The sequence below is a fragment of the Streptomyces muensis genome (genome assembly GCF_021474425.1).
Lineage (GTDB): Bacteria > Actinomycetota > Actinomycetes > Streptomycetales > Streptomycetaceae > Streptomyces > Streptomyces muensis.
On record NZ_JAKEIP010000175.1, the window covers coordinates 1 to 17,688 of the forward strand.

Sequence of the window (17,688 nt, forward strand, 5' to 3'; positions counted from 1 at the left end):
GCCACCCCCACCGCCCCCTCGCGGCACCGTCCCGGTACGCCCGAGGAGGCCCTGCGCGAGCTCGCCGCGGGCAACCGCCGCTGGCGTACGTTCCGTGAGCGGCACCCCGACGAGTCGCCCGCCGTGCGACAGGCCCTGACGACGGGCCAGCACCCGTTCGCCGTCGTGCTCGGCTGCATCGACTCCCGGGTCCCGCCGGAGCTGGTCTTCGACCAGGGGCTCGGCGACCTGATGACCGTGCGCTCGGCCGGCGAGGTCCTGGACGAGGCCGTCCTCGGCAGCGTCGCCTACGGCGTGCTCGAACTGGACATCCCCCTGGTCATGGTCCTGGGCCACCAGTCCTGCGGTGCCGTGAAGGCCGCCGTCGAGTCGGACGAGTCCGGCGAGCGGCTGCCCGCCCACATCCAGTACATAGCCGACCAGATAGCCCCGAACATCGACCACGCCAAGGAGGGCGACGCCCGTATCGCCTCCACCATCGACGCCAACGTACGCGCCGTCCGCGCCCGCCTCGCCGCGGAGCCCGACCTCGCCGCGAAGGTCGACGCCGGCAAGCTGGCCGTCGTGGGCGCGCGGTACGACCTGACCACTCAGCGGGTCCAGCGGGTCTACTGACGCCCTTGAGCGCAGACTGTCCCCGGCATGCCCGGCGTCAGTGGAAGCCGAGCATGCCGGGGGAGTCGGACGTGTGCGTCACCGGCGATTCAGCGGGAGCCGCCGATCGCCAGCCCCGCCCCCTCCAGCCGCACCCTGATCCCGTCCTCCTCCACCCGCACGTCCCGCAACCGCACCTGCCCGCTCGGCGGTTCCGGCAGGCGGAAGCCCAGGGACAGCTGGTCGGCGAGGACCGGGCGGGTGAGGCGGGGCAGGGCGTCGAGGAGAGCGGGGTCGAAGCCGAGGAGCCCCAGGAGCCGGGGGTGGTCGAGGGCCAGGTCGATGAGGTTCAGCCGCATCGCCTGGTGGACGAAGCGCGGGGTGCCGGTCAGCTCGGTCAGCTTGGACTCGTTGCGCAGGGCCTCGCGGACGAGGGAGTCGGGCACGCCCAGGCGCCGTACCACCGACGGGATCGACAGCAGCGCCCTCGCCTTGCGGGTCTCGTGGGCGAGGCGGTCCGCCGACTTCCGGCTCAGGTGCAGGCCCTCCGAGGCGCGGGCGCCGGGGCGGTACGTGGCCAGGTCGCCGATGTCCAGACGCATGCCGCCGATGTGGGTGGCGATGCCACGGTCGCCGTTGCGCACGATCCGGGCCTCGGCACGCAGACTGAGGTCGTGCCCGGCGACCGGCAAGGTGCCGCGCGCCCGGACCCGGTCGCGGCCCTCACCGGTGAACGTCACCTGGGACGCGCCGAGTTCACGGTTCAGGTCGGCGAAGGAGAGCAGGACGTCGCCCTCCAGATGGGGGACGTCGGCGCCGCGCACCGATGCCGGGCCGTCGGTGTCCAGTCGTACGTCCCTCGCCGTCGCCGTCACCTGGGCCAGCGAGACCCGGTCGGCGGCCACGTCGGGGACCGTCACCTTCACCGAGTCCAGCCGCTCGTCGGCGAGCTGGGTGAGGAAGGGGAAGCCGTCGATCTGGACTTCGGGGGCGGCCGCCAGATGCAGACGGTCCTTGAGGGTGTCCGCCGCTCTGCGCTCGGCGTAGAGGAGGGCCCAGCGGTCGGCGAGGGTGAGGAACGCGGCGAGGACGAGGATGCCGACCACGACCTTCATCGCGAACGGCAGCCCCGAGAAACGGCCTCGGCGCCGGCGACGGCCGTTACGGCGGTGGTTGGGCGGGGCCCAGGGATCGTCCTGGGCCTCCGCACCGTCCTGCTCGTCCGGCTCTTCCCGTATGTCCTCGTGAAGGAACTCGTCCAGCGGGCTGTCGCCCATCGGACCGTCGTCCAGTCTGCCGAGCTCCTCGTAAGGATTTGTATAGGGATGCGTCGTTATGTGGTGGGGGGAACGCATCGGCCCATCCGACCATGCGCACACCCCCCACCCGCAACCTCTACCGGGGGTTTGCGATCTAGTTCACGCCGGTTCACAAATTACTGCGTTGAACTACTTCACGACCGTGATCCGGTTCGCCGCCGGCGGCGTGATCGGGCTGCCGGCCGAGGAGTTGGCCGTCAGGTACTTCTCCAGCGCCGTCAGGTCGTCCGAGCCGACCAGGTCGTTCGTGCCCTGGCCCAGCGTCGGGAAGCCGTCGCCGCCGCCCGCGAGGAAGCTGTTCGTGGCGACACGGTAGGTGGCCGCCGGGTCGATCGCCGCGCCGTTCAGCTTGATCGAGTCCGTCACCACCCGGTCGGCGCCGGACTTCGTCAGGTCCAGCGTGTACGTCAGACCGGACGAGATCTGCAGGACCTTCGGCGAGGCCGCGTTCGTGCCGCTCACCTGCTCCTTGAGCACCTGGACCAGCTGCGCGCCGGTGAAGTCCTGGAGGTTCACCGTGTTGGAGAACGGCTGCACCGTGAAGCCCTCGGCGTAGGTCACCACACCGTCGCCCTCACTGCCCTTGGCCGCGTACGTGAGCGGCGCCCGGATGCCGCCGGGGTTCATCAGCGCGAGGTCGGTCTCCGGGTCCAGCTCCTTGCCGTGCGCGAGCTGCGCGTCGGCGATCAGGTCGCCGATCGGCGACTCCGTCCCGGCATTGCTGATATCCGCGGATATGTAACCGATGGCGCGGTTGCCGATGGGCGCCGCGAGGGTGTTCCACTTGTCGATCAGCGCCGTCATGTCGGGTGCCTTCGGGACGTCCCGGGTGACCACGTGGTTCGCGGACTTCACGGCCGTACGCGCGATGTCGCCGGTGAAGCGGTCGTACGTCAGCGTGGTGTCGGTGTAGAGCCGGCCGAAGGACGCGGCCGACGTCACCATGCGGGGCTTGCCCGCCGGGTCCGGGATCGTGCAGACGTACGCGTTGTGGGTGTGCCCGGTGACCAGGGCGTCCACGGACGGCGTGATGTTCTTGGCGATGTCGACGATCGGGCCGGAGACGCCGCTGCCGGCGCCCGGGGAGTCACAGTCGTAGTTGTACGACCCCGAGGCCGGGAAGCCGCCCTCGTGGATGAGCGCGACGATCGACTTCACGCCCTGGCGCTGGAGCACCTTGGCGTACTTGTTGATCGTCTCGACCTCGTCCTTGAACTTCAGGCCCTTGACGCCCTCGGCGGAGACGACACCCGGAGTGTCCTCCAGGGTCACGCCGATGAAGCCGACCTTGACGTCCTTCTTCTTCCACACCCAGTAGGGCTTGAGGATCGGCTTGCCGGACTTCTCGTCGAGGACGTTCGCCGCGAGATAGGGGAAGTCGGCGCCCTGGAACTTCTCGCCCTCGACATAACAGCCGGCCGTCGGGTGGCAGCCGCCCTTCTGCAGGCGGGCCAGTTCCCTGGCGCCCTCGTCGAACTCGTGGTTGCCGACGCTCGTCACGTCCAGGTCGAGCTTGTTCAGCGCCTCGATGGTGGGCTCGTCGTGGAAGAGACCCGAGATCAGCGGGGAGGCGCCGACCATGTCGCCGCCGGCCGCGGTGATGGAGTACTTGTTGCCCTCCCGGGCCTGGCGCAGATGCGTGGCGAGGTACTCGACGCCGCCCGCGTCGATGGTCTTCGTCGTGCCGTCCGGCTGCACTTCGGTGACCCGGCCGGAGGAACCGGACGGCGGCTCCAGGTTGCCGTGCAGGTCGTTGAAGGACAGCAGCTGCACGTCCTGGTACCGGGTGAAGTGGTGACCGTGGCCGCCCTTGCCCGAGCTCTCCGGCGTCGCGGTCGCGGGAAGCGCCGCGGCCAGCGCGCCGACGGTGGCGAGTCCGGCGGCGGTGGCGACGAGCGCGTACGTACGGCGTCTGCGGTGCTGCTGGTGGGATGTGGCTGACATCCGCCCCCCTGTGAGTCGTGAGTGACATGGCCCCGTCGGGCGGCAGCCTAGAGTCAACGCGCGTAGCGCGACAGGGGGTTCCCGGTTACACCTTGATTGCTTCTGTGCCGGGACTTTGCCGAAGGCGCCCCTTACCCTCGTACGCATGACCAGCGACGACACCGCACACCCCCTCCCGACCCGTTCCATCGAGACCCACGCCGCGCTCACCCCGGAGCAGACCGAGGCCGTACTGGAGCTGCTCGCGGAGGCCGTCCGGAGCGACGGGCAGCAGGCGGTGTCCGAACAGGGGCGGCTCCAGCTGCGCGGAGGGGCACGCGAGGGCGTGTCGCATCTGCTGCTGACCGTCGCCGGCGAACTGGTCGGCTACGCCCAGCTGGAGGACACCGACCCGGTGGAGGCCCCGGCCGCCGAGCTGGTCGTGCACCCCGCGCACCGCGGCCACGGACACGGCCGTGCGCTGGGCTCGGCCCTTCTCGCCGCGTCCGGCAAGCGGCTGCGGGTGTGGGCCCACGGCGGCCATGCCGCGGCCCGCCATCTCTCCCAGGTACTCGGCCTCACCCTGTTCCGCGAACTGCGCCAGATGCGCCGCCCGTTGGCGGACCTGTCGCTGCCGGACCCGGTGCTCCCCGAGGGCGTGACGGTCCGCTCCTTCGTGCCCGGCCAGGACGACGCGGCCTGGCTCGCGGTGAACGCCGCCGCCTTCGCCCACCACCCCGAACAGGGCTCCCTCACCCAGCGCGACCTGGACGACCGCAAGGCCGAGCCCTGGTTCGACCCGGCCGGCTTCTTCCTGGCGGAACGGGCCGGCGAGCTGGTCGGCTTCCACTGGACGAAGGTCCACGCGGAGGAGGGGCTCGGCGAGGTGTACGTCCTCGGCGTGCGCCCGGGGTCGCAGGGCGGCGGCCTGGGCAAGGCCCTGACGACCATCGGGCTGCGGCATCTGGCCGCGCAGGGGCTGCCGACGGCGATGCTCTACGTCGACGCGGACAACAAGGCGGCGGTGTCGGTGTACGAGCGGCTCGGGTTCACGACGTACGAGACGGACCTGATGTACCGCACGGAGACCTGAGACCCGCGAATCCGGGCGTAGAAACCTGACATAACTCCCGTAAGGGGCGGTGACCTTGACGCCGCCCCTTTCTTTCCACCACCCTTTCACTACTCAATTAGTGAAAGGGTGGTGGAACGGAATGGTCGACTACCGCATCGACCGGCGCTCCGGCGTCGCCACCTACGTGCAGATCGTCCAGCAGACCAAACAGGCCCTGCGCCTGGGCCTGTTGGAGCCCGGCGACAAGCTGCCCACGGCCCGTGAGGTGGTCGAGGCGACCGCCATCAACCCCAACACGGTCCTCAAGGCCTACCGCGAACTGGAACGCGAGGGCCTGGTCGAGGCACGCCGGGGCCTCGGGACGTTCGTGCGGCGCGGGCTGAACACCGCGCCCGCCGAGTCGCCCCTGCGCACCGAGTTGGAGGCCTGGGCCGTGCGCGCCCGCGAGGCCGGGCTGGACCACGACGACGTGGACGCGCTCTTCACCGCAGTACTGGACACGCACTTCAAGGGGGACGAGTCATGACCGAGACCGCCATCGAGGCGGCCGCGCTCGGCAAGGGGTTCGGGCGACGGCGCAAGCAGGCCCTGGACGACTGCTCCTTCCGGCTCCTGACGGGCAGCGTGTGCGCCGTCGTCGGCCCGAACGGCGCCGGCAAGTCCACGCTGCTCTCCCTCGCCGCCGGACTGCTGCGCCCCACCGACGGCACGATCACCGTCCTCGGCGCCGCCCCGGCCGCGGTCCGCGAACGGCTCGCGTACGTCGCCCAGGACAAGCCCCTGCACCCCCAGCTCACCGTCGCCGACACCCTGCGCTACGGCCGTGAGCTGAACCCCGGCCGCTGGGACGACCAGGTCGCCGAGCGGATCGTCGCCGAGGGCGAGCTCGAAGCCGGCGCGAGGATCCGCACGCTCTCCGGCGGCCAGCGCACCCGCGTCGCCCTCGCGCTCGCCCTCGGCAAGCGCCCCGAACTGCTCCTCCTGGACGAGCCGATGGCCGACCTCGACCCGCTGGCCCGGCACCAGCTGATGGCCACGCTCATGGCCGACGCGGCCGAACACGGCACCACGGTTGTCATGTCCTCGCACGTCGTGGCCGAACTGGACGGCGCCTGCGACCACCTTCTGCTGCTCGGCGCCGGCCGCGTCCGCCTCTCCGGCCCGCTGGACGACCTGCTCGCCGCGCACCGCCTCGTCACCGGCCGGGCCGACGCCTCGCTGGACCCGCACACCGTCGTCGAGTCCCGTACGACCGGACGCCAGACCACCGCGCTCGTACGGCCCGAGGGCCCCCTCGGCCCGTCCTGGCAGGCCACCGCCCCGACCCTGGAGGAGCTGGTCCTGGCCCACCTGCGCGCCCCCGAAGCCCCGGCCCTGCGCCTCGACGACGTGCGGGAGGCCGCCGTATGACCGCCGTGACGACCCTCGACACGCCCGCCGCCGTCACGTCCTCCCGGGGGCCGCGCGGACTGCTCTGGGCGATGCTGCGGCTGCACCGCTGGGCGCTGTGGTTCTGGCTGCTGCTGGTGGCCGTCGGCGCGGGAGCGCTGCTGTGGGCGTACGGTCCGGGCGCGGACGCCGCCTGGGCCGAGTACCACAAGGCGGGGTGCGGCTCGACGACGCCGCCCGACCTGGGCTGCGACCTCATCGGGCCCGCCTACACCAGGTACGACACGTTCGTCGGCGTCGGCGCCGGAATCCTCGGCCTGGCACCGTTCCTCACCGCCGCCTGGGCCGGCGGCGCGCTCATCGGGCGTGAACTGGAGAGCGGTACGGCCCAGTTGGCGTGGACGCAGTCCGTCTCGCCGGCCCGCTGGCTGGCCGCCAAGCTCGCCGTCCCGGCCGCCCTGCTCACCACCGGCATGCTCCTCCTGACCCTGCTGCACCGGCTGCTGTGGTCGACGGACGGTCCGCTGCGGGCCGCGATGGGCTCACGGAGCTGGTACCAGGGCACCACCTTCGAGGCCAACGGCACCCTCGCCACCTCCTACGCCCTGCTCGGCCTCGCCGTCGGCGTCCTCGCTGCCCTGCTCCAGCGCCGCGCCCTGCCCGCGCTCGGCCTGGCGGTCGTCGTCCTCGCGCTCCTGACGACCGTGCTCGGCACCGTGCGCCCCTACCTGTGGCCGCTGGAGACGCTCACGAACAAGCACGAGTACCCCGCGTACATCGGCATGGTCGTCGACGAGGGCGCCCTCACCTCCACCGGCGCCCGGGTCGCGGACCCCATCTGCGTGGACAACACCAAGTGCCTCGCCGAGCACGACATCGTCGGCTTCTACCGCGACTACCACCCCTCCTCCCACTTCTGGCCGCTCCAGCTGGTGGAGACCGGCATCGTCCTCGCCGTCGCCGCCCTGACGGTCCTGGTCGCCTTCCGGCTGCTGAACCGCCGTACCGGAGCCGCCGTATGACCGGCGTCCGCGCCCCGCGCGGGCCGAGGGGCCTCATCTGGGCCACGCTGCGGGTGCACCGCACGGCCCTGATCTTCTGGGGCCTCGCACTGACCGCCGCCACGGTCTGCCTGGTCTGGATGTACGCCATCGCGGACGACGCCCGCCGGGGCAACGTCCCGTGCGCCGAGCCCGCCCACGACGGCTACCCGTCCTGCTCCTCGGTCGAGGCGATCACCGTCGACGACACCTACACCCAGGGCATCGCCCTGGTCACCACGGCCCTGACCTACGCGATCTTCCCCGTGGCCGCCTGGGCGGGCGGCGCCCTCGTCGGGCGGGAACTGGAGAACGGCACCGCACGGCTGGCCTGGACCCAGTCGGTCACCCCGGCCCGCTGGCTGGCGGCCAGGCTCGCCGTCCCGGCCGTCCTGCTCACCGCCGCCACCGGCACGGTCACCCTGCTCGGCCTGTGGGCACGACAGGACGACGACCCCAACCTGGTCGGGGACTGGTACTACCCGGACGTCTTCCTCGGCACCGGCCCGACCGCCGTCGTCTACCCCCTCGCCGGCCTCGCCCTCGGCGCCCTCGCCGGGCTGCTGCTGCGCCGGGCCCTGCCCGCCGCCGGTGTCGGCTTCGCGGCCGCGCTCCTCCTCTACAACCTGCTGGAACGCAACCGCGAGACCCTCTGGCCCACCGTCACCCGTGCCGAGGCGGGCGGCTTCGAGCTGCCCCGCTCGGCCTGGCAGATGGGCTGGAACGACAGCCTCACCCGGGCGACGTACCATCCCCGGTCCCACTTCTGGCCGCTCCAGTACGTCGAGACCGGCATCGTCCTCGCCATCGCCGCAGCGGCGACCCTCGCCGCCTTCGCGGTGCTGCGCCGCCGCACCCCCTGAGAACCCGCCCGTACGCCCCTCCACGGGGGGAGGGACGTACGGGCCGGACCGACGCACCGTCACGTGGACGCCCGCGAGCCGCCCCCCGCTATCCCATACGCCATGTCTCCGTAACCGTTGGTTCAGACGGGCTTGCGACGCTCGGTCAATGACGCCCGCCGTGCCAGAGCCTTCGCCGCCTCCCGAGGGGACCGCGGGGAACGGGGACGCCCGACGCCTCCCGATCACGCTCCCGCCCGCCGCTTCCGACGCGCCCGTAATGCTCGCAACGCGGAAGAATGGGCACATGAGCCAGTCCTCCAACACCCAGGCACAGGCCCACCCGTCTCCCACCACCGCCCTTGGTGGAGGCCCTGCGGGCCACGGGTCTAATTCAAACGCGCAGCCCTCCGTGGGCTCCATAGCGGCACACCGTCCGCACACGGTGTCGTCGGGCTTGGTCTCCGACCTGGAACCCGACATCGACGCCGACCTCGACGCCTACGAGGAGTCACCCGTCGACGGCGTCCAGCTGCCCCAGGGCCGGTTCCTGGACCGGGAGCGCAGCTGGCTCGCGTTCAACGAGCGGGTCCTCGAACTCGCCGAGGACCCGAACACCCCGCTCCTCGAACGGGCCAACTTCCTGGCGATCTTCGCCAGCAACCTGGACGAGTTCTTCATGGTCCGCGTGGCCGGTCTGAAGCGCCGTATCGCCACCGGGGTCGCCACCCGGTCCGCGTCCGGCCTGCAGCCGCGCGAGGTCCTGGAGATGATCTGGGCCCGCTCCCGCGAGCTGATGGCCCGGCACGCCGCCTGCTACCACGAGGACGTCGCCCCCGCCCTCGCGGAGGAGGGCATCCACCTGGTCCGCTGGAACGAGCTGACGGAGAAGGAGCAGGCCCGCCTCTTCACCCTGTTCCGCCACCAGATCTTCCCGGTGCTGACCCCGCTCGCGGTCGACCCGGCGCACCCCTTCCCGTACATCTCCGGGCTCTCCCTGAACCTGGCCGTCCGCGTACGGAACCCCGTCACCGGCACCCCGCACTTCGCCCGGGTCAAGGTGCCGCCGCTGCTCTCCCGCTTCCTGGAGGCCTCCCCCGGCCGCTTCGTCCCCCTCGAGGACGTCATCGCGGCCCACCTGGAGGAGCTGTTCCCGGGCATGGAGGTGCTGGAGCACCACGCCTTCCGGGTCACCCGCAACGAGGACCTGGAGGTCGAGGAGGACGACGCCGAGAACCTGCTCCAGGCCCTGGAGAAGGAGCTCATGCGGCGCCGCTTCGGCCCGCCGGTGCGCCTGGAGGTCGAGGAGAACATCAACCAGGAGGTCCTGGACCTGCTGGTGCGCGAGCTGAAGATCAGCGAGGCCGAGGTCTACCCGCTGACCGGCCCCCTGGACCTCACGGGCCTCTTCCGCATCGCTTCCATCGACCGTCCCGAGCTGAAGTACCCGAAGTTCGTGGCGGGCACGCACCGGGACCTCGCCGAGGTGGAGTCGGCGTCCGCGCCGGATATCTTCGCCGCGCTCCGCAACCGCGACGTCCTGCTCCACCACCCGTACGACTCCTTCTCCACCTCCGTGCAGGCGTTCCTGGAGCAGGCGGCCGACGACCCGGACGTCCTCGCGATCAAGCAGACCCTGTACCGGACCTCCGGCGACTCCCCCATAGTCAACGCGCTCATCGACGCCGCCGAGGCCGGCAAGCAGGTCCTGGTGCTGGTCGAGATCAAGGCCCGCTTCGACGAGCACGCCAACATCAAGTGGGCGCGCAAGCTGGAGGAGGCCGGCTGCCATGTCGTGTACGGCCTCGTCGGCCTCAAGACCCACTGCAAGCTGTCCCTCGTCGTCCGCCAGGAGGGCGAGACGCTACGGCGCTACAGCCACGTCGGCACCGGCAACTACCACCCGAAGACGGCGCGGCTGTACGAGGACCTGGGCCTGCTGACGGCCGACCCGCAGGTGGGCGCGGACCTGTCCGACCTGTTCAACCGCCTGTCCGGCTACTCCCGCCGGGAGACGTACCGCCGCCTCCTGGTGGCCCCCAAGTCCCTGCGCGACGGCCTGGTCTCGCGGATCAACAAGGAGGCCCAGCACCACCGTGCCGGGCGTCCGGCCTATGTCCGCATCAAGGTCAACTCCATGGTCGACGAGGCGATCATCGACGCCTGCTACGGCGCGTCCCAGGCGGGCGTGCCGGTCGACATCTGGGTCCGCGGCATCTGCGCGATCCGCCCGGGCGTGGCCGGACTGTCGGAGAACATCCGCGTCCGCTCGGTCCTCGGCCGCTTCCTCGAACACTCCCGGGTCTTCGCCTTCGGCAACGGCGGCGAGCCCGAGGTGTGGTTCGGCAGCGCCGACATGATGCACCGCAACCTCGACCGCCGTATCGAAGCCCTGGTCAGGGTCACCGACCCGGCCCACCGCGCCGCGCTGAACCGGCTCCTGGAGACCGGTATGTCCGACACCACCGCGTCCTGGCACCTCGGCCCGGACGGCGAGTGGACCCGGCATGCGACGGACACGGAGGGCCAGCCCTTGCGCAACGTCCAGGAGATGCTCATAGACGCCCGGAGGCGCCGGCGTGGCACAGCAACACCTTGATCCGACGGACCCCACGGCCGGGGCGGTGACCGGGGACGCCCTCGCGGGCTACCTGCGCGCCCAGGCCACGGAGTTCCTCCGCGCCCTGCGCCTGCACCGGGAGACCGGCGGCGGCACGGAGGAGTCCGTCGACGCGGCCCGAGCCCTACGCCGCTCGGCCCGCCGCATCAGCGCCAGCCTGCACACGTTCCGCCCCCTGCTGGACCCCGACTGGTCGGAATCCATCCGCCCCGAACTGGCCTGGCTCTCCGGCACCCTGGCCCTGGAACACGCCTACGCGGCCCGCCTGGAACGCCTGCTCCTGGCCTTGCACCGGCTGTCGGGCGCGACACCCCTACCGACCCAGATGCCGACACCCGACGCGCTGGGCACGAGCGCTGGGGGTGGTTCGGCGGGGGTGACCGCCGGGGGTCGCAACGACCTGCCGCGCGCGAGCGGCAACTCCGCGCCGTCCGGGGACCACAACGCCGACGTGACGGGCAGTCGTGCCGACGCGGGGGCGGGCCACCGTGGTGACGCCGCGGCGAGGGGTCGTGCCGACGCCGGGGCAGGAGGCCGTGCCAACCCGGCAGCGGGCGGCCGTCCCGACACAGCTGCGGGAGCCCGTGACGACGCAATGCCGGGCGTCGGTGCCGACACCGCGGCGGGGAACCGTGCCAACGCCGCTGCCGACGGCCGCACCGATGCAGCGGCAAGGAGGCGTGCCAACGCAGCAGCGGGCGGCCGCACCGGCGCGGCCGCGAGCAGCCGGATCGACGCGGCCGCAGCCAACCGCGCCGACGGCGCTGCGGGCGACCGCGCCGGCCGAGCCACGGGTGACCGTATCGACGTGGCGGCGGGCAACCGTGCCGATGTCGCCGCGGGCAACCGCCCCAACGCAGGCGCGAGCAGCCGCGCCACCACAGCCGCGGGCAGCCGGCCCGACCTAGCTGCGGGCAGTCGTGCCGCTGGGTCGGCGCCCGTCCCAAAGAGAGCGGCACCCGGCAGCGCCGGCTCCACGACCCACCCGGCGGCCACCCCGGACCGCGGCAACCTCACAGTGGGCGCCGCCAAAGCAGGTGCCCTGCTCGATCGGCAGCTCACCCTCGCCCGGACCCGGGCCCACTCCAGTGCCCTCCAGGCCCTGGGAAGCAGCCGCTTCCACGCGGTCGCCGACAGCATCGCCGTACTCGCCAGCGAGGTCCCCCTCACCGCCGCCGCGGCCACCACCGACCTGCACCCCCTCGCGGCCGCCGCCGAGGAACGGCTCACCGACGCGGTGACGGCGCTGCCGCTGGTGACCGCCGGCCACCCCTACAACGCGGAGGCCCTGATCCACGGCCTCTCCCCGGACCCGGCCCCGCACCCGCAGGACGCGCCCTGGCACCAGGTCCGCCTGCTGCTGCGCCTGCACCGCTACGCCCGCGAGGTCCTGCACGGCGACACGGACCCGGTGGACGTACGGCTGCTGGCCGCAGGCCAGTCCCTCAACCGGCACCGCGACGCCTCCGAGGCGGCGGCGGCCGCCGCCCAGGCGGCCCGCACCCCGCGCATCGCCCCGGCCACGGCGTACGCCCTCGGCGTGCTGCACGCCGACCAGCGGCACGAGGTGGAGGCGGCACGGTTCGCGTTCCAGCAGTGCTGGCAGCGGCAGACGGTGGGGACGCCGTAGGCACCCCGGACCAGGCCCACCCCCGCAGAAGGAGGCACCCCCGGTGACGCACGCGAACGACCTCACCGTCCAGGCGGCCGGCTGCGTCCTGTGGCGCCGTTCGCCGGTAGACGGTGAGCTGGAGATATGCCTCGTCCACCGGCCGAAATACGACGACTGGTCCCATCCGAAGGGCAAGCTGAAACGCGACGAGGACCACCTGGCCGGGGCGCTGCGCGAGGTCGCGGAGGAGACGGGACACTCCGCCCGGCCCGGCGCCCGACTGCCGACCCTGCGCTATCTGGCCAACGGCCGCCCCAAGGAGGTCCGCTACTGGGCGGCCGAGGCGGGCCCCGGCACGTTCACCCCGGGCACCGAGGTGGACCGCCTGCTGTGGCTCTCCCCCACGGCCGCCCGCAACCGTCTGACCCAGCCCAGGGACCGCTCCCTCGTGGACGCCCTCCTGGAGTCACTGCGCCTGGCCTAGGACCTGGCCGGGCCCACGCTGATCCGCCCCCGCCCACGCCGATCCGCACCGATCCGCACCGATCCGCACAAAGTCTCGGGATGTACCCGTGTCCTCGACGTAAGCGTTCCGTGACCTCACCGCACCGTCCCCAGGGGTTCACCCCTCGTTCATTTACGCCCTTCGGCGGCTTCACCTGTTCTGCCTAATTTCGGCCTTGCACGATGACGGACCGCGCCCGACGGGACGCGCCGGCATCGCCCATTCTTCGCACGCCGCCGAATTCAGGACGGCGGCTCCCGGAAGGAACTCCCTCAAGTGAAGCTTCAGCGCAAGAACCGGCGGGCTCTCGCTCTCGGCGCCATCGCCGTCTCCGGCGCCCTGGCCCTCACGGCGTGCGGCTCCGACGAAACCGGCAACACCGGCGGCGACACCGCCGCCAGCACCGGCGCCAGCAACATCAAGTGCGACGACGCCTCGGGCCAGGTACTCGCCGACGGCTCCTCCGCGCAGAAGAACGCCGTCGACGCGTGGGTGAAGCAGTTCTCCGCCGCCTGCAAGGTCGAGATCAACTACAAGGCCGGCGGTTCCGGTGCCGGTGTCACCGCGTTCACGCAGGGCCAGGTGCCCTGGGCCGGTTCGGACTCGGCGCTGAAGCCCGAAGAGGTCGAGGCCTCCAAGAAGATCTGCTCCGGCGGCCAGGGCATCGACCTGCCGATGGTCGGCGGCCCGATCGCCGTCGGCTACAACGTCCCGGGTGTCGACAAGCTCGTCCTGGACGCCTCGACGATCGCCAAGATCTTCGACAGCAAGATCACCAACTGGAACGACCCGGCCATCGCGAAGCTGAACCCCGACGCGAAGCTGCCCAACCTCAAGATCCAGGCGTTCCACCGCTCGGACGAGTCCGGCACCACGGACAACTTCACCAAGTACCTGATCGCCACCGCCAAGAAGGACTTCCCCTACGAGGGCGGCAAGGCCTGGCAGGCCAAGGGCGGCCAGTCCGCTCCGCAGTCCTCCGGCGTCGCCGCGCAGGTCAAGCAGACCGCCGGCGCGATCGGCTACTTCGAGCTGTCGTACGCCAAGGACGGCATCAAGACCGTCGCCATCGACACCGGCGCAGCCGCCCCGGTCGAGGCGAACGTCGACAACGCCACCAAGGCCATCGCGGACGCCAAGGTCGTCGGCACCGGCAAGGACCTCGCCCTTGAGCTGAACTACGCGACCAAGGCCGACGGCGCCTACCCGATGGTCCTGGTGACGTACGAGATCGTCTGCGACAAGGGCAACAAGGCCGACACCCTGCCCGCCGTCAAGGCGTTCCTGCGCTACGCGGCCTCGGAGGACGGCCAGAAGATCCTCGCCGAGAACGACTACGCGCCCATGCCCGAAGCCATCATCAGCAAGGTCCGCACGACCGTCGACAGCCTGAGCTGACCTGAGAGTGCGGTCCGGTCCCCCTCGCGGGCCCGGACCGCACCGTCCGGTGCACCGCCGCCAGGAGCCGCACAGCATGTGCGGCTCCGCAGACCGGAGAAACCCGATGGACACAACACAGATTGCTGACGCACCTCCCCCCATCCAGCCGTCCTCGGCCGAGCAGAAGCGCGCGACCCGTGGGGCCACCCGGCCCGGCGACCGGATCTTCCTCGGTCTCTCCCGTGGTTCGGGCATTCTGCTGCTGGTGATCATGGCCGCCATCGCGGGCTTCCTCACCTACCGCGCCGTGCTCGCCATCAGCAAGGACGACGGCAACTTCCTGACCACGTTCGAGTGGAACACCGGTGCCAATCCCCCGGTCTTCGGCATCGCGGTCCTGGCCTACGGCACGGTCGTCTCCTCGATCATCGCCATGGTCATCGCGGTCCCGGTCGCGGTCTCCATCGCGCTGTTCCTCACGCACTACGCCCCCCGCCGGCTGCGCGGGCCCATCGCCTATGTGATCGACCTGCTCGCCGCCGTGCCGTCCATCGTCTACGGCCTGTGGGGCGCCCTGATCCTCGTACCGCACCTGAACGGCCTGTTCGGCTGGCTGAACGACTATCTCGGCTGGACCGGCATCTTCTCCTGGCAGGGCGGTGCCGCTCGCTCCATGCTCACCGTGGGCATCCTGCTCGCGATCATGATCCTGCCGATCATCACCAACGTGAGCCGCGAGGTCTTCCGCCAGGTCCCGCAGATGCACGAGGAGGCGGCCCTGGCGCTCGGCGCCACCCGCTGGGAAGTGATCCGCATGGCGGTCCTCCCCTTCGGCCGCTCCGGCGTGATCTCCGCCTCGATGCTCGGCCTCGGCCGCGCCCTCGGCGAGACGATGGCCGTCGCCACCGTGCTCTCCCCCGACTTCAAGATCTACGCCAGCCTGCTCGACCCGGGCGGCGGTACCTTCGCCCAGAACATCGCCAGCAAGTTCGGCGAGGCCACCGAGTTCGGCCGTGACGCGCTGATCGCCTCCGGTCTGGTCCTGTTCGTCATCACCCTGCTGGTCAACGGCGCGGCCCGCGCGATCATCGCCCGCCGCAAGGAGTACTCGGGGGCCAACGCATGAGCACCGCACCCACCCTCACCGACAAGCGCCGCCCCAATTCCCTGCGCGGCGGCCAACTGCCCAAGTGGGCTCCGTGGACCATCGCCGCCGGATCCGTCGCCCTCGGCCTCGGCATCAGCGCCGCCGCCGGCCTGCACAGCGACATCCAGTGGGCGCTGATCGCCGCGATCCTGTACATCCTCGGTACGTACGTCATCGCCGCCCGCGTCGAGAACCGCCGCCAGGCCAAGGACCGTGTCGTCACCGCACTGGTGTGGGTCGCGTTCCTGCTCGCCGTGGTGCCGCTGGCCTCGCTGGTGTGGTCGACCGTCCAGCGCGGTGTGAAGGTCCTCGACGGCTACTTCCTGAGCCACTCGATGGGCGTGGTCGCCGACTCGGAGACGGGCGGCGGCATCTACCACGCCATCCTCGGCACGCTGGAGCAGGTCGGACTCGCCACGCTGATCGCCGCGCCGATCGGCGTGCTCACCGCGATCTACCTGGTGGAGTACGGGCGGGGCAGCCTCGCCCGGGCCGTCACCTTCTTCGTCGACGTCATGACCGGTATCCCGTCGATCGTCGCGGGCCTGTTCATCCTCAGCCTCATGCTGATGTTCGACATGCAGCCCTTCGGCTTCGCCGGCTCGCTGGCCCTGGCGATCCTGATGATGCCGGTCGTCGTCCGCTCCACGGAGGAGATGCTCAAGCTCGTCCCGAACGAGCTGCGCGAGGCCTCCCTGGCGCTCGGCGTGCCCAAGTGGCGCACCATCCTGAAGGTGGTCCTGCCGACCTCGATCGGCGGCATCACCACCGGCATCATGCTGGCCATCGCCCGTATCGCCGGTGAGACCGCGCCCGTGCTGCTGCTGGTGTTCGGCAGCAAGTTCATCAACGCCAACCCCTTCGAGGGCGCGCAGGCGTCGCTGCCGCTGTACATCTACCAGCAGTACGGTTCCGGGGAGACCCCGGCGTACGACCGCGCCTGGGCGGCATCTCTCACGCTGATCGCCTTCGTGATGATCCTCAACATGGTGGCCCGCGGGATCGCCCGCTGGAAGGCCCCGAAGACCGGTCGCTGACGCGGCCATACAGCGACCGACTGATCCGGAAGTGAAGTAGAGACATGGCCAAGCGAATCGACGTGAGCGGGCTCACCGCCTACTACGGCTCCCACAAGGCGATCGAGGACATCTCGATGACGGTCGAGCCGCGCTCGGTGACGGCCTTCATCGGCCCGTCCGGCTGCGGCAAGTCGACGTTCCTGCGCACGCTGAACCGCATGCACGAGGTGACGTCCGGCGGCCGGGTCGAGGGCAAGGTCCTCCTGGACGACGAGGACCTGTACGGCGCCGGCATCGACCCGGTGTCGGTCCGCCGCGAGGTGGGGATGGTCTTCCAGCGCCCGAACCCCTTCCCCACGATGTCGATCTTCGACAACGTGGCGGCGGGCCTGCGCCTGAACGGCAACTACAAGAAGAGCGAGCTCCAGGACATCGTCGAGAAGTCCCTCAAGGGCGCGAACCTCTGGAACGAGGTCAAGGACCGCCTGAACAAGCCCGGCTCCGGCCTCTCCGGCGGCCAGCAGCAGCGCCTCTGCATCGCGAGGGCAATCGCGGTGGAACCGAACGTCCTGCTGATGGACGAGCCCTGCTCCGCCCTGGACCCGATCTCCACCCTCGCCATCGAGGACCTGATCGGCGAGCTGAAGGAACGCTTCACGATCGTCATCGTGACGCACAACATGCAGCAGGCGGCGCGTGTCTCCGACCGCACGGCCTTCTTCAACCTCGCCGCCGTCGGCCAGCCCGGCAAGCTGATCGAGATCGACGACACGGAGCGCATCTTCTCCAACCCGTCGGTCCAGGCCACGGAGGACTACATCTCCGGCCGCTTCGGCTGACAGACCCCTCGCGGTGCTGCATGGCGGTGCCACCGCGAGGCAGATAAAGGGCCCGCCCCCTGGCTCCCGGGGGGCGGGCCCGTCTGCTGTCCGCCCGACGACGCGGTACGGCTGGTGACCGGGTGGGCGCGGTGCGGTGTGCGACCGCGGCCCGATGGGACCACAGCCCAATCCCGCCCCCGCAGGGCGGGCTGATGCCGGCGGCGCGATCGACGGCCGGTGGGGGCTGATCGCGCAGTTCCCCGCGCCCCTCAGCGGCGAAGCAGCCCCGCACCCTTCAACCGAACCGACCCGGCCGCGGCACGCGGCATATCAAGCCCGTCCGGCGTTCGAGGACGAGGCCCGGAGGGCCGATAGCGGGGGTCCAGGGGGCGGCAGCCCCTT

At 71.3% G+C, this 17,688-nt stretch carries 15 protein-coding genes and 1 pseudogene; 14 read left to right on the forward strand and 2 right to left on the reverse strand.

The window, feature by feature from the left end; all coding sequences use genetic code 11:
• Window positions 1–615 (forward strand): carbonic anhydrase (locus L0P92_RS30605; RefSeq protein WP_234766293.1); only part of this gene is annotated, 615 nt, incomplete at its 5' end.
• A gap of 89 nt (window positions 616–704) precedes the next feature.
• On the opposite strand, the gene L0P92_RS30610 is transcribed toward L0P92_RS30605, so the two are convergent.
• Together L0P92_RS30610 and L0P92_RS30615 are read right to left on the reverse strand one after the other, a co-directional pair.
• Window positions 705–1,949: an LmeA family phospholipid-binding protein gene (locus L0P92_RS30610; RefSeq protein ID WP_234766294.1), complete on the reverse strand. Its 1,245-nt coding sequence runs from the start codon at window positions 1,947–1,949 to the stop codon at window positions 705–707.
• A gap of 93 nt (window positions 1,950–2,042) precedes the next feature.
• Window positions 2,043–3,857 carry a bifunctional metallophosphatase/5'-nucleotidase gene (locus L0P92_RS30615; RefSeq protein WP_234766295.1) on the reverse strand — a complete coding sequence of 605 codons (1,815 nt, stop codon included), beginning with the start codon at window positions 3,855–3,857 and terminating at the stop codon, window positions 2,043–2,045.
• A gap of 145 nt (window positions 3,858–4,002) precedes the next feature.
• On the opposite strand from L0P92_RS30615, the gene mshD reads away from it, so the two are divergent.
• The 13 genes and pseudogenes from mshD to pstB all read left to right on the forward strand — a co-directional run bounded on the left by mshD (window position 4,003) and on the right by pstB (window position 17,304).
• Window positions 4,003–4,929, forward strand: coding sequence for a mycothiol synthase (mshD, locus tag L0P92_RS30620; protein WP_234766296.1), 927 nt, complete (start codon window positions 4,003–4,005; stop codon window positions 4,927–4,929).
• Between the two features lie 121 nt (window positions 4,930–5,050).
• The gene (locus L0P92_RS30625) at window positions 5,051–5,437 is read left to right on the forward strand and encodes a GntR family transcriptional regulator (protein ID WP_234766297.1); all 387 of its coding nucleotides are present in this window, start codon (window positions 5,051–5,053) and stop codon (window positions 5,435–5,437) included.
• Window positions 5,434–6,321 carry an ABC transporter ATP-binding protein gene (locus L0P92_RS30630; RefSeq protein ID WP_234766298.1) on the forward strand — a complete coding sequence of 296 codons (888 nt, stop codon included), beginning with the start codon at window positions 5,434–5,436 and terminating at the stop codon, window positions 6,319–6,321. The genes L0P92_RS30625 and L0P92_RS30630 overlap by 4 nt, the downstream gene beginning before the upstream one ends.
• Entirely contained in the window at window positions 6,318–7,322 is a 1,005-nt protein-coding gene (locus L0P92_RS30635; protein ID WP_234766299.1) for an ABC-2 membrane transporter-related protein, read from the forward strand. The genes L0P92_RS30630 and L0P92_RS30635 overlap by 4 nt, the downstream gene beginning before the upstream one ends.
• Window positions 7,319–8,203 (forward strand): ABC-2 membrane transporter-related protein, encoded by an 885-nt coding sequence (locus tag L0P92_RS30640; protein ID WP_234766300.1) that lies wholly within the window; start codon window positions 7,319–7,321, stop codon window positions 8,201–8,203. Before L0P92_RS30635 ends, L0P92_RS30640 begins: the two co-directional genes overlap by 4 nt.
• A 148-nt stretch (window positions 8,204–8,351) precedes the next feature.
• A complete protein-coding gene (locus tag L0P92_RS30645) occupies window positions 8,352–10,781 on the forward strand; it encodes an RNA degradosome polyphosphate kinase (RefSeq protein ID WP_234766301.1) in 2,430 nt (809 codons plus the stop codon).
• A pseudogene (locus L0P92_RS45875) lies at window positions 10,762–11,283 on the forward strand (CHAD domain-containing protein); the annotation flags it as partial. The gene L0P92_RS30645 and the pseudogene L0P92_RS45875, both read left to right, overlap by 20 nt.
• 114 nt (window positions 11,284–11,397) lie before the next feature.
• Window positions 11,398–12,432 (forward strand): CHAD domain-containing protein, encoded by a 1,035-nt coding sequence (locus L0P92_RS45795; RefSeq protein ID WP_372497355.1) that lies wholly within the window; start codon window positions 11,398–11,400, stop codon window positions 12,430–12,432.
• Between the two features lie 43 nt (window positions 12,433–12,475).
• Entirely contained in the window at window positions 12,476–12,898 is a 423-nt protein-coding gene (locus L0P92_RS30655) for an NUDIX hydrolase (RefSeq protein ID WP_234766302.1), read from the forward strand.
• Window positions 12,899–13,195: 297 nt separating this feature from the next.
• Entirely contained in the window at window positions 13,196–14,317 is a 1,122-nt protein-coding gene (pstS, locus tag L0P92_RS30660; protein ID WP_234766303.1) for a phosphate ABC transporter substrate-binding protein PstS, read from the forward strand.
• A 106-nt stretch (window positions 14,318–14,423) separates the two neighbouring features.
• Window positions 14,424–15,425, forward strand: coding sequence for a phosphate ABC transporter permease subunit PstC (pstC, locus tag L0P92_RS30665; RefSeq protein ID WP_234766304.1), 1,002 nt, complete (start codon window positions 14,424–14,426; stop codon window positions 15,423–15,425).
• A complete protein-coding gene (gene pstA / locus L0P92_RS30670; protein ID WP_234766305.1) occupies window positions 15,422–16,483 on the forward strand; it encodes a phosphate ABC transporter permease PstA in 1,062 nt (353 codons plus the stop codon). Before pstC ends, pstA begins: the two co-directional genes overlap by 4 nt.
• 44 nt (window positions 16,484–16,527) lie before the next feature.
• Window positions 16,528–17,304, forward strand: a complete 777-nt coding sequence (gene pstB / locus L0P92_RS30675; RefSeq protein WP_234766306.1) for a phosphate ABC transporter ATP-binding protein PstB — start codon at window positions 16,528–16,530, stop codon at window positions 17,302–17,304.
• The last annotated feature ends 384 nt before the right edge of the window (window positions 17,305–17,688 follow it).